Source organism: Methylosinus sp. KRF6 (genome assembly GCF_018887255.1).
Taxonomy (GTDB): Bacteria; Pseudomonadota; Alphaproteobacteria; order Rhizobiales; family Beijerinckiaceae; genus Methylosinus; species Methylosinus sporium.
In genome coordinates, this window is sequence record NZ_JAHLJF010000001.1 from 495,104 (window position 1) to 507,577 (window position 12,474).

A 12,474-nucleotide genomic window follows, 5' to 3' on the forward strand; every position below is an offset into this window, starting at 1 on the left:
GATCATTGCCGACGCGATCGGCGCGCATAAGGAGCAATAGAAGATGGCATTACCACATTTTGAAAATGTCTTCGCGTCCAGTGTCAAGACAATCGACCGTCACCTTGGTGTCGGCTATGCGAAGAATCACCCGGACCTGTTGGGCGCGCTCTTGATGGCCGAGGCCATCAACGCAAGCAGCGAGGCCATCGAAGACATTCTTCGCGATATCCATTCTTCGATGGAGGAATTGTCGACGCGGTTGCCCGGTTCATTGTCCGACGACCGCGACTGACAAAAAAAGCGCGCGAAAGAGCATCAATCTTTCGCTCGCCGAGAAACTTCAACCTACGCCTCGAGAGGGCTTCTACCGACAGGAAAATTATAACCTATGTCAGTGCCTGAGTTCAACGAAAATGTGCTGAATGCCAGCGAAAATCAGGATCATCCTACTTCAGACATGCTGTCAGCGTTCAACGATGCCGTGAGCTTTTTCGACAATTTGACGGATGACGAAGCGGACAGCTTCGAAACTGAAGGCGCTCCGGTCGCATCAGATACGTTCTTTGGCTACCCGATCGCGGTGCCAGGGTTTCACGCGATCGAACTCGCCGACGATTGGTCGGATGACTTCCTCAACCGCGAGACAGTCGTCATGCGCGCACCTCAAGCGATGTGGGGCGCGGATTCCGAATGGAAGCATCCGCACAAGGGACATATCGGCTGGGTTCCGCAACGCGTCACATGGCGTGAGCTGATCAATTATTTCGATGATCCATACGTGTCGCCGAACAAGAACGGTCATATGATCATGTTCGGCGAGGTTGCGCCGGCGGCTGGTAAGACCACGATTGCGCGTAAGAAGGCGAGCGTAAAGCGCCTCAACGCTGTCGTGCTCGATCTGGACGCTGGACAGCCCGAAGAGGAAATCTTCCCGCCGCTTTTGAAGTCCGGATTGAACTTCGTCTATTACACGAGCCATTCGAACGGTAAGGCCCGCACGAAGATCGATCTGAAGGCGCTTCGCGAATATGTGAAGTCGCCGAATGGCGTCCCATATAACCCGTCGCTTGCCGATGTGAAGCGCTATCTCGCCAATGAACTGAAGCTTCATCCGATGATTGTCGAGAGCGCTTCGATTGTGAAGGTCGACACGATCGGCGCTTTCGACGACAAGCCGACGAAGGACCCGCTTCAGGTCGAGCTTGCTCACTCTCCGATCCACAAGTGTCGGATCATCCTTCCGCTTGCGACTGAATACGTCATTCCGGACGAACCTGACGAAGCATTCGCGGCAATGAACGACTTCAAGGCGATCGTGGATCACCTCGCCGGAGAGTTGGGCTTCTGGTTCGATAGCACAAGCGGACAGGTGGGGCGCGCGTTCTATGGCGCGCGCTGTAAGTCCTATGACCGCTATCGGGCCGTAGTTGGTGGGTCGTCGCTGTTGGTCCTTCCTGCTTGCACGGATGAGATGCGCGAGGCCGCAGGCTTCAAGAATCAGGAAAAGCGAAAGAAGGCACTGGCGGAACGTCAGGCGCGTCGTAGTGATAAGCAGCTCGACGGAATCCCAGATACAACCAAGTTCATGCGCCGCCACGCTGACGACTTCGACGGAATCGGATGGCTCAACGCGATCGATTGGGAGACGCGCGGCGAGGTTCGGGAAGGTAAGGTATCGATCCGGTGTCCGAACGAAACTCAGCACTCCGATTACCCGAACGTCAATGATGCGGGCTGTGTCGCGATCAATCCCGGATCACATTACAAGAACGGTGCGTTTCTGATCACCTGTCAGCACGCCCACTGCCGTCATTTCGAGACGCGCGACTTTCTGACAATGGTCTGTGAAGAGGTCATCGAGGCGACGGTCGATAGCGACTTGCCAGCACTCGAAAATTTCGTGACGGAGGAATCTGAAAGCGGCACCTCCGCAGGCGGCAAGCCGAATCGCGCGAAGCTGAAGAAGCTTCTCGGGAAGAAGCCGTTCGCGGTGAACGAGTATGACTGGATCGAATACGACGAAATCCAAAAGAACGGAAAGGACGTGAAGACTTATCCCGTTTGTCGAGCGTTCGATGTTCTCGACATGGCTCGCGACGAGTCCGGCGAAGGATGGAGTCTGCGCATAAAGTTCGACGACTTCGACGGTCGGGAGCATGTGGCGCGTATCGCTTTGTCCGACATTCACAAGAGCAACAGCGATCTTCGCCCGCGCCTTGCCAATATGGGACTCGACATCCATCCGCTCGGCAAGGGCTTCAACGCCCTGTTCGCTCGATTGGTTTCAGTGAAGGAACGCTCGATCATCGTCCGCAAGCCGGGTTGGCGTCCAGGTCGTAAGAAGTTCGTCACTCCGGCGGGCGTGATGATCGGCGTCGAAGACGGTGAAGGAGTCTACCTGGAAAACGCCTTCACGGACCAGACAGCCGGGAATCTGGACGGCCAACTCGCCGCTTGGGGTATTGCTCTTCATCATGGTGGCGCTCACCACTTCATCGGCTGTCTCGCGGGGGTCGCTGGCGCTCTAGTTCAGTTCATCAATCTGGGCTCGACGCCGATCATCGCTTTGACCGGAACCTCTTCTCACGGCAAGACGACATCGATGATGCTTGCCGCCGGAGGCTTCGGCTAGGGGGGATTACCGATCACGGCGTCGAAGCCGCCTTCTGGCTGCAGCGACAGGAGGTTCGACCACACATTGGGAAAGCCGATTTCCCAATGCAGGAAGCGATGCTTTTTCGTAAGCAAGCGGGCGGCGTCGACGACTCTATCGGCTTCCACGCGACGGCGATCGTCGATGTTGATGGCGGGAAAGAAGCTCGTCTGCTCGGGGGACGGGCTCTCCAGCAGAGCGAGCTGCTCGGCCACGCCAGGAGCTGCGACGCGTTGCTTCCCAGCCGCGATGAGGAGGGGGTCGCCGCAGGCGCCTTCCAACACGAGTTGCAGTGCGGCGGCGCGTTCGAAAGCGGCGTTATCCTTTCTCGCTTTTGCGATCTGCTTTTCCGACTTGCCTGCGAGCTTGCGCAAGTCCGGCGCGCGCTTCGGCGCAGCGTCGAATATGCCCATGACGCGCTCGGCGGTGAGCAGAGAGAAAAAATGTGCGACAGGCTCTGTGACGTCTTCGACGGCTCCGAACTTGGCTTTGGACACTTTGACTTCGGCGATGTCGTTGTCGGTGATCGCCTCGATCTCCGCCATCACGCCGGCGATCTGCTCCACGCGGGTCACTTGTCCGAGATTGAAGAGCGCTCCACGTTCTTTGAGCGCCTCCACTGTGGGTCGCACGAAGGCGCCGAGAATGCTGTCGCCTGCCCGCAAATGGTGATCGAGGAAGGAGAGGGGCGCGCCTACGGTAAAAGAATGAAGCCACAGAGGACCTTCGCGAGTTCGACCGCCATCGGGTTGTGGAGATAGCGGGATGGCGTGCTCGCGTCGCGCCTTCATCCGAGAGGCTGGCAGGCTCCACTTCCGCTCTTTGAGATCGATTTCCGCCCACCTCGCTCCGAAGACCATGCCGGGCCGAGAGCACGTCAGGATTAGGAGGTTGATGGCTGGTGCCGTGGTTACGCCGCCCTTGTAGCCGTCGACGGCCCGCAGCAGATCGCCTAGCCTCTTGGAGTCGGTGATGGCCGCCATCGGCTTGGCCTTGACCCTGGGGAGCGCTCCACGCATCCCGACTGTAGGATCATGCTTCGCTCGGCCTGTTTGAATCGCGTAGCGGAACACGCCCCCGATGAAGGTTCGGAGCTTCGCGACGGTCTCATGATTCTGCGCTCTTGCCCGGACCCGTAAAAACTCCAGAAGTTCGAGGGTTTCATTTTCCAGATCGGAGATTGGCCGAGGACCAAAGGCCTTGCTGGTATATCGGTAGAATCGCTCGTCCCGCTCCAACGTGGCGGCGCTGTTTCCTTCCGCCCGCTTTTTGTCGATGAACTCCCGGGCGATAGCGTCGAAGGTATTGGCGTTAGCCGTGACCTTGGCGAGTTTGTCGAGCTTCTTGGAGAGGCAAGGGTCCTTTCCGCTCGTTAACGTCTTTTTCGCCTCGGCATGGGCCTCTCTGGCCTCTGCGAGGGTCATGTCAGGGTAGACGCCCAGGGCGAGTGTCTTCTGCTTTCCGGCGAATCGATATGAGAAACGCCAGCGCTTCGCGCCGTCTGGGCTGACCCAGAGCTGAAGGCCGCCGGCGTCCGATAACTTCGTGATTTTTTTGGCAGGATCGGGCTTGGCGTGCTGAACCTGTTTAGCTGTAAGCGCCATGTGTTGGTATCTCCGGCTAGCCGGAGGAGAATACCAGCACAGTTACCAACAAAAAGTCCGGACACGGGCGAACACGGGCGGACAAAATCGGACACCGATCGTCCAACATGGCGCTTAAATTGCTGATTTTCTGGGTTGTTTTGGACGCCTGCGGACACCGGCGAACAGGTGGCTGGCTCCCCGAGCAGGACTCGAACCTGCGACCCAGCGATTAACAGTCGATAAAGCTACGTTGCCGCCTGCTTACATGGCCTACGCTGGACTAACATACTTCATATAAAATCAACTGGTTAGTCTTCACTCCAGTCGCACGGTCTACGGTCGATTTCGTCGCTTCCTGCTTACCATGTGCTTACCGGAAAAAAGCGAAAGCTCCGGCGATATGGGGAGTGCATCTTAGCTCCGTAAACATATAGGAACATAGGGGCGCAAGCTGTCCAGGTCTTCGGACTTCGTCCATAACCAATTTAGATCAACTAATTATGTGAAAATTCGTGTTGTCCAAAACTCGGAACCAGGTTGTCCAACCTGTCCAAGTCATTCAAACTCAGATAGTTACGATCGAGGAAAAATCGCGGTTTGCTGATTCCCTCACGGTCACGAGCCGCTAATATGTATTGTAAGCATATGATTATAAATAAGTCTGGACAAGGCTACACGACTTCTCCGCGCGCAGAATGCAAATTCGAGACGGGGAGGGGCGATATCCGCAACGGTGAAGGGCGTTGTCGGCTCAGCGAGCTTTGCTATGGTTGCACTCGATTACTTTTTGGAGAAGCTTTCGTGGATAGCCGTCGTTCAGAAGCCGCAGCGCCTCGATCTGGCGCGTCGGCCGCCACGCATTTTGCTGGGCTCGTGGAGGTGCTGGAGCGCGTGCTCGATCGCGCCTCATCATCCTCCTGGCGCGGAACTCCTTCGCAGCTCTCGGACGAACTCGCTCTCGTCGATTCTGCAGATATCGGCTCGCTGCCGAGAACGCCGGCGGGGCTCATGCGCCGGATCGTCCGATTTCAGCAGGCTTTGCGAGCTCATGGAATTCTGATCGAGCGCCGGGACGACGGATCCTTGACGATCGAGAGGCGCGACCATGACCGGATCGTAATCGGGGGCGTTCTCTTGTCGTTTCTGGCCTGCGAGCCGGAAGGCAGGTGGAGGGGCTCGCCGTCGCAACTGTTCGAAACGCTTCAGCCATTCGTCTCCGATGGCCTCCGCCCCAGTTGGCCGAAGACCGCGGCCGGGCTCGGGATGCGTCTCAATCGATTGCGCGCATGGCTGCATGGCCGTGGCGTCATTTTCGAGCGGAAACACTCGGGTTCACGCTTCGTCGCCATTTCACGGCGGGCCGCCTGATATGCCGAAACTCACGAAACGATCTGTCGACGAGCTTCCGGCCGACGGCGCTACTCGATTCGTTTGGGACAGCGAATTGAAAGGCTTCGGCGTGCGGGTGGGAGAAGCGGGGGCGAAGGCTTACGTCGTCCAATACAGGACCAGGGCAGGGCGCTCACGACGGATGACGCTCGGCCGGCACGGCGTTCTCACGGTCGACGAAGCGAGGGCTAAAGCGCGAAAGGTTCTCGTGGCCGTTTCGGACGGAGCCGATCCGATGGCGGATCGTTCAGCGCTCCGCGCGGCTCCCACGGTCAACGAGCTGCTCGACCGGCACATTGACGACCATGTGAAAATACACAACAGCCCCAGGATGCTGGAGTTGACGGAGCGCGATTTCAATCGATTCGCGCGGCCGGCGCTCGGGTCGCTGAAGGTCGAGAGCGTGACGCTTCAGGACGTCTCCAAGCTCCATCTTTCCCTGCGCGAGACACCGCGGCAGGCGAATCTCCTGATAGCGCTTCTGTCGAAGGCCTTCGGCAATGCCGAAGTCTGGGGCATGCGCCCGAAGCTCTCGAATCCATGCCGCGGCGTCAAGCGTTACGAGGAAAATCACCGGGAGCGATTTCTCTCGGCGGCCGAGCTCAAGCGGCTCGGCGCGGCGATCCGAGAAGCGGAGACGGTCGGGCTGCCCTGGGAAGACGACGGAAGTCCAAAGAGCAGGCATCTGGCGAAGCCGGAGAATCGGCGCACATTGATAGCGCGGGCGCCGCTCGACATCATTCTCACGCTTCTCTTCACGGGAGCGAGACTCTCTGAAATCTGCGAACTGAAATGGGAGCATGTCGACCTCGAAGCGCGCACGCTTCGACTGCCGGGTCGAAAAGGCGGGGTCCGCAAGACGCATCCGGTCGGAACGGATGTTCTGGAGCTGCTGGCTGGAATAACGCGCGTCGACGACTCGCCTTGGGTATTCCCTCGAACGACAGACCCTTCGCGGCAGGTCAGCAAGGAAGTCGTCGAAAACGCTTGGCAGCGGTTGCGGAAGCGCGCCGACATCGAGGATGTGCGGCTTCACGATCTGCGCCACACGGTCGGGACAGTCGCAGGGCGAACCGGCGTCAGCTCGTTCGCCGTGCGTGACCTGCTGCGCCACGCATCGACGGCAATGACGAACAAATACGTCAATTTCGACGCTGAACCGGTTCGCGAGCTTTCCGATCACGTCGGCGCGCGCATCGCGGCGAGCCTCGCGGGGACAGAGGCAAAGGTCATTCCGTTGAAAAAAAAGCGAAGGCAGCGAGCCGACTGACATCGAGGCGACTAAGCTCGCAGGTCTACCTTCAACTCTGCAATCGCTGCGCCGGCGGGGCTATGCGACGCCCTGACGTCGCCACAGCATTTTTTCGAAATCCATTCCGTCGAACGAGATAAAAACGCAGAGAATATTCGACCGCCTGACACCACTCTCCGCTTCCAAAATCGCATATACAAAGAGACATAGCGGCGACACGAGCCGATATTGGAAGTGGACCAAAGCATGAAGATTCCAGAAATTGCTGCGAGGATCGCCGCCAGCGCTCGGCGAGAGCCGGCCTTCGTCGCGAGTCGAGACGGCGAGCTTCAGAAGGTCGGCGCCGCGGTCGCCGAAATTTCGCAACCGTCGACCGCATTCGTCGCGGAGCTCGGCGCTGGCCGAGAGGGCGACTTTCAGTCCGCCGCCGGCGATTTCGACGCGACGATCCTCCGACAGATCGACGACGAGGTCGCCCGATGTGGGCAGCGGAAAGGGCTGATCACAGGGAGCGCCGACGGTAGCGGCAATCTGAAGCCGGAGCCTCCGGATAGCCGCGACTTTTAGCTTTCTGAAGGAGACCGGCGATGGAAATCGCAGAAATTGTCCAGATCGCCAATTCGCAACGCGCGTCTATGGTCGACCTCGAGGCGGCGTCGAGATGGCTCCGTGACCATAGAGCAATGACAGAATTATCGATCAAGTCGTTCTCAAAGTATGGAGCCGGTCGAGATGCCGGGACCGTCGCGAAACACAGAAAGAGTCTGGAAGAGATCAACAAGCTCGAAGCGGTACTCGCCTCTCGCTTGGCGCAGAAGCCTTCGAGCGCCGAGCTCGCGGCGCGGAACGCTCTCGCGACGGAAAAGCCGGCGAGCGCAGGGCGCATTGCTTCAGGTCACGCTCGCGTGAATGCAATAAGCGGGACGGGTCGAGAGGAAGGGACGCGAACGCCCCAGTCGACGAATTCGATTTCAAACGAGCGAGGGGGCACTGCGGTGGAGTTCGAGACGATTTATGAGGCCATCTTTTCCAAAGAGGCGACGGTCGCGGAGCTCGAAACGGCGTCGCAATCGCTCGCTTTCCATAAGGCGATAGCGCGCGGCGAGCGCGACAGGTGGAGCGCGAAGCTCCATGAAAACCGATGCACTGGCGCGGAGCGAGCGCAGGCGTCGATCAGCGAGACGATCGCGGAACTCGACACGCGCTTGGAAGCGATAGGCAAGCTCGAAACGCGGATCGCCTCTCGCTTGGCGCAAAAGCCTTCGAGCGCCGAGCTCGCGGCGCAGAGCGCTCGCTCGATAGAAAGCCAGCGAGCGGCGGATGCATTGCTCGAAACCGTGCTCGCACGATTTCAAAGGGCAGGATGAGGCGCAGAGAACGGGCGCAAACGTCATAGTCGACGAATTCGGTATCAAACGAGCGAGAGGTCACAGCGATGGAACTCGAGACGATTCATAAGGCCATCTTTTCCAAAGAGGCGACGGTCGCGGAGCTCGAAGCGGCGTTGAACGCCCTCGCTTCGCACAAATCGCTCGCGTCGGGCGAACGCGACGCGATCTGTAAGAAGCGCCACGATCTGCTTCTCGCCGGCAATGAAAAGGAATGCGCGAAGGTCGACGTAGAGCTGACGACCATCGATCGCCGGCGCGAACGATTGGACGCGATGGAGACGGCGCTCGCCGAACGTGTTGCGCGAGTCCGCGAAGCCACCGAGAAAGCGGAGATCGCCGAGCTTCGTGAAAAGGCGCTGAAGCTGAATTCGGTCGCGCGACATTTGCTCGAAACCGAATATTCCAGCCATGCCCGGGCGATTCTCGATATCCTCGTAAAAGTCGCGGAGGCCGACGTCGCCGTCGATCGATATAATCGCCGCGTGCCGGTCAGCGAACAATTGATCGTGGTCGAAGAAAGCATGCGCAGGCAGGGGAGTCGGCCGCGTCAGGAACTGAAGCGGGAGCAAATTTCTCTTTGGTGCTATCCGTGGTCGGGACAACCTTTATCGGAAGCATTGCAGATGGAGGTCGTCGATCGCGGCGAAGGGCTCGGTTGGTTGCGTCAAACACAGCACATGCGGGGCGATATGGCTGTCGAACTCCGGCCGTTCGAAAAGGTCGAGTTCATTCCCGAGCAGAAATTGGGATACCAGCCGCCCTTAGCCGAGCGCCTGGCTCTCCCACGGCTTCCAGGGAGCAAATTCACTGAATGGAATGGAGAGCGGGGCGTTTCTCCCTATCGAGTGCTCGAGATCCTTTGCAAGGAAGACGATCTCGAATTCGAGTCCGCGGTCGATCGTCGCACGCAGATCGAGTTGCGACCGATCACGGACAAAGCAACGAGTGAGCCGTCGGCTCCGATCGCGCGACCCTTCCGCATCCACAGTCCATCGGCTTCGACTGCGACGAGTAGGGACCCGTTGCATCCCTCACGCGGAGAGATGGTCCCGGCTGCGGTGGTCGCGGCGTTGGGCGGTCTCAGCGGCGGCGACGCGACTTGATGCTGCTCGACCGCTCTGGTGACCGGTCGCTGCAGGGTCGGCAAGCGCTTTTCTCGGGAGAGATCGAGCTGACGATCGCTTGATCCCTCGTCGTCGAATGAATTCTTCAGGGGAGACCTTGCGGGCGTTGCGGCCCGTCCAATAACGGTAAGCTCTTCTCCGGCCCCGAAGATTATTTCCATCCGGTCAAGGAGAGCGCGGCCGCATCTTCAATCGCCGCCAGTTTTCCGGCGCCGACATCGAGTCAGAATTCGCTAGGCGAGATATGCGGGTATTGTCACCTATCCAACCACGGGAAGACATCCTCCGGGGCCTAGGGGGTTAGTCCTTCGGTCATGGAAGTCGCGGTGGCCATTTACAGTCGATCCGTCGAACGACGTCACGCACTCGCCGCTAAGATCGTGGAGTAAACGCGATGCGCCTGCTGGTCACATATGATGCTTCTGCATTGCAGACGCTGATCTCCGGCCTCGACGAGGCTGGGCAGGGTAAAATCCGGACCAATATCGCCGGAGCGATCAACAAGGTCGGCGGGCATGTGCATGATGCGTTGATCGAGCCTCTCAAAATACAGACGGGGTTGAAAGGATCGACCATCCCGCGCGCGCTGCACGACTCTCCGGCGGGCGAGAACGGTCTCGCTTACCAGATCGTGGCGCGCGGTGGCGATATCAACCTCAAATATTTCGGAGCGCGGGAGGATGGAGACGGCGTCACCGCATTTCCGCGCGGCGTTCGAACGCATTTTGCGGGGGCGTTCATAAAGAGCGGTCGCAAGCCGAACCGGCAGCCGTCTCCGAAGCTCAACGGCCAAGTCTATACGCGCATCTCCGGAGGCAAAAACATTTCGATGAATGGAAAGCCGAAATGGAAAGGCTCGTGGGGCGGCCAGATCAAAAAGCAGAAGAGCGGCGTTTTCATTCCGGAAGAGATGGTTCGCGGAGAATCGCTCAGAGCCTTCAACCGAATTGTGAACAAAGAGCTTCCCTCGGAAATGAGCGGGATATTGACCATGATGATCGGCGGCAGAAAGCTGTCCGAGTAAGGAAAGAGACGTCATATGCCCAATCTCTCCGCGACAATCGACATTCGGGCGATCGACAATGTTTCGAAACCCGCGCGAACGGTCTCTCAGGCGCTCAAAGACGCCGAGCAGGCCGCCAAGAAAGTCGCGGCTGGCATGGCCGATACGGGAACGACGGATCGTTTCGTCAAATCGCTGTCGCGGCTGAGGCTCTCCGCCAAAGACATAGAGGCGGTCGCGGCGTCCTGGAAGGATTACGCCAAGGCCGCGGCGATCGCGGCCGACTCGTCGAAATGGACCAAGGCGCAGGCGGCGGACGTGCGTCGCTGGGAGACGCAAACGGTCTCGGCTCTCCGCAAGGTGAAAGCCGAGCAAACCGCTTATGCTCGCCAGCTCGGGGCCGCTGGCGGCGGAGGCCTGCCGGCCGTGATCGGCGGCGGGTTGAAGACTGCGGCGGGGATCGCCGCGGGCTATGTCTCGGCGGAAGAGGCGAAGGACATCGTTCGGAAGTATCGCGAAGCCGATGCGACGCTGCGCTATCAGGGCGCCATGGCGGACCTCAGTCCCCAGGAAATGGCGAGCCGCGCGGCGCAGGCCTATCGTCTCGGGCCGACGACGGGCCTGCGGCCCACGGATATCATGAAAGCGCAACAGGTGCTCGCCGGCCGCGGCGTGAAGAAGGCATTCGTCGAGCCTTTCACCGAAGAGTTGACGAATTATGCGCGCGCCATGAATACCGACCTTTCATCGGCGGCGAAAACGCTCGAGACGATCATCTTCAGCACGAATCAGCACGTCGAGAATGCGGTCGAGGCGGCGAAGACGATGCGCCGGCAGATCGATATCGCGGTGAAGGCGGCAAAGCTCGGCGGTCTCGAGGACGCCGATATTCAGGAAGCGGCGAAGTTCGGCGCCGCCGCAGGCCATGCGGCCGGCTTCCGCAATGAAACGCTGTGGGGCATCACCGCCGCGCTGTCGCGCTCCGGCTATCATGGATCCGAAGCTGGCGTCGCGGCGCGCGCCATCGCTTCGAAACTCGTTTCGCCGACGGCCAAGGGGCTCGACGCGCTCTCGGCCATGGGCGTGAACTACAACGCTTTCACCACCATGCCAGCCGGCGCGCGCACCGGCTCGCTGGAATCCATGCTGCGGCGGCGCTTCGGCAAGGGCTTCTCCTCCTCGCAGACGACGGCGATCAATGATATCCTCGGCGACGAGGAGATGACCGGCAACTATGACAAGCTCATTCCGGCGCTCTCCGACGTCATCTTGCAGTCTTTCGGGAAAACGAAAAATGGGCAGGTGAAGGCGCAGGACGCCGCCAAGGTCGCGAAGCTCGCGCGGGACTTCGCGAAGATGATGACCGAGAGCGTCGACGTCGAAGGCCTGCTCGGCGCGATCCTCGAGAAGCATCCGGCGCTTCAGCAGCTCAATGCGATGTTCACCTCGGAGCATGGCGCCAAGGTCGGCGCGCTCGCCGAAAATCTCGACCGATTTCGCGAGATCGTTAAAGCGATCAATGACGTTCACGAGGGCTTCGCCAAGGAGATCGGCGATAAGCGCATGGAAGGCGTGTCCGGATCGCTCAACAAGCTCGAAGCCTCGGCCGAGACGTTGCAGCTCCGTTTCGGCGAGGCGAACCAGGCGCTCATCAAATTTTCGGCCGACGCGCTCGGCATTGCCGCTCAGAAAGCCTCCCAGGCGCCGGACGTCGCCATGCAGGCCGGCGGCTGGTTGAAGTTCCTGAATATCTTCGGCCGCCTCACCAGCGAGCAGATCAAGGCGCTCGTCTCGCCCGCAGCGGAGATGAAGAAAAGCGAGCGCGTCGACACGAAGAGCGTCGTCTTCGCGAAGGGGAAGGCCGAGGAGACGCTCGAGGCATTCAAGGCGCTCGATACGACCGTGTCGCCGATCGTCTCGACGACATCGGCCGACGCCGCGATTGCGAAATGGCGCGAGTTGCTATCGGTCATCAATTCAGTCGAGGCTGCCGGCCACAGCGCCGCGCGCGGCGTGAGAGGCGCGACGCTCCCCAGCCTCGGCAGTATTCGACGCGGCAGTTTCACCGCCAGCGGAGTTCAAGGAGAGTGATTG

Annotated in this window: 8 protein-coding genes; 7 read left to right on the forward strand and 1 reads right to left on the reverse strand. The window is 59.6% G+C overall.

What is annotated here, in order from left to right; all coding sequences use genetic code 11:
- Window positions 1–43: 43 nt before the first annotated feature.
- Together KP010_RS02365 and KP010_RS02370 are read left to right on the forward strand one after the other, a co-directional pair.
- On the forward strand, window positions 44–274 hold the full coding sequence (locus KP010_RS02365) for a hypothetical protein (RefSeq protein WP_216280366.1): 231 nt from the start codon (window positions 44–46) through the stop codon (window positions 272–274).
- Between the two features lie 96 nt (window positions 275–370).
- A complete protein-coding gene (locus KP010_RS02370; RefSeq protein ID WP_216280367.1) occupies window positions 371–2,614 on the forward strand; it encodes a DUF927 domain-containing protein in 2,244 nt (747 codons plus the stop codon).
- Here the strand turns inward: KP010_RS02370 and KP010_RS02375 are convergent.
- A complete protein-coding gene (locus KP010_RS02375) occupies window positions 2,611–4,239 on the reverse strand; it encodes an integrase arm-type DNA-binding domain-containing protein (RefSeq protein WP_216280368.1) in 1,629 nt (542 codons plus the stop codon). The genes KP010_RS02370 and KP010_RS02375 overlap by 4 nt on opposite strands.
- Before the next feature lie 1,351 nt (window positions 4,240–5,590).
- On the opposite strand from KP010_RS02375, the gene KP010_RS02380 reads away from it, so the two are divergent.
- From KP010_RS02380 to KP010_RS02400, 5 genes are all read left to right on the forward strand, one after another.
- On the forward strand, window positions 5,591–6,880 hold the full coding sequence (locus KP010_RS02380; RefSeq protein WP_216280369.1) for a site-specific integrase: 1,290 nt from the start codon (window positions 5,591–5,593) through the stop codon (window positions 6,878–6,880).
- 228 nt (window positions 6,881–7,108) lie between these two features.
- Complete coding sequence (locus KP010_RS02385) at window positions 7,109–7,429, forward strand: hypothetical protein (protein ID WP_216280370.1); 321 nt, start codon at window positions 7,109–7,111, stop codon at window positions 7,427–7,429.
- An 868-nt stretch (window positions 7,430–8,297) separates the two neighbouring features.
- Window positions 8,298–9,356 (forward strand): hypothetical protein, encoded by a 1,059-nt coding sequence (locus KP010_RS02390; RefSeq protein ID WP_216280371.1) that lies wholly within the window; start codon window positions 8,298–8,300, stop codon window positions 9,354–9,356.
- Between the two features lie 415 nt (window positions 9,357–9,771).
- Window positions 9,772–10,401 (forward strand): hypothetical protein, encoded by a 630-nt coding sequence (locus KP010_RS02395; protein WP_216280372.1) that lies wholly within the window; start codon window positions 9,772–9,774, stop codon window positions 10,399–10,401.
- 15 nt (window positions 10,402–10,416) lie between these two features.
- Window positions 10,417–12,471 carry a phage tail tape measure protein gene (locus KP010_RS02400; RefSeq protein ID WP_216280373.1) on the forward strand — a complete coding sequence of 685 codons (2,055 nt, stop codon included), beginning with the start codon at window positions 10,417–10,419 and terminating at the stop codon, window positions 12,469–12,471.
- The last annotated feature ends 3 nt before the right edge of the window (window positions 12,472–12,474 follow it).

Excerpts from the sequence above, each read along its gene's own strand:
- KP010_RS02400 (WP_216280373.1), top strand. The coding sequence starts at position 10,417 with ATGCCCAATCTCTCCGCGACAATCGACATTCGGGCGATCGACAATGTT.
- KP010_RS02390 (WP_216280371.1), top strand. The coding sequence starts at position 8,298 with ATGGAACTCGAGACGATTCATAAGGCCATCTTTTCCAAAGAGGCGACG.
- KP010_RS02370 (WP_216280367.1), top strand. The coding sequence starts at position 371 with ATGTCAGTGCCTGAGTTCAACGAAAATGTGCTGAATGCCAGCGAAAAT.
- KP010_RS02395 (WP_216280372.1), top strand. The coding sequence starts at position 9,772 with ATGCGCCTGCTGGTCACATATGATGCTTCTGCATTGCAGACGCTGATC.
- KP010_RS02375 (WP_216280368.1), bottom strand. The coding sequence starts at position 4,239 with ATGGCGCTTACAGCTAAACAGGTTCAGCACGCCAAGCCCGATCCTGCC.
- KP010_RS02380 (WP_216280369.1), top strand. The coding sequence starts at position 5,591 with ATGCCGAAACTCACGAAACGATCTGTCGACGAGCTTCCGGCCGACGGC.
- KP010_RS02365 (WP_216280366.1), top strand. The coding sequence starts at position 44 with ATGGCATTACCACATTTTGAAAATGTCTTCGCGTCCAGTGTCAAGACA.
- KP010_RS02385 (WP_216280370.1), top strand. The coding sequence starts at position 7,109 with ATGAAGATTCCAGAAATTGCTGCGAGGATCGCCGCCAGCGCTCGGCGA.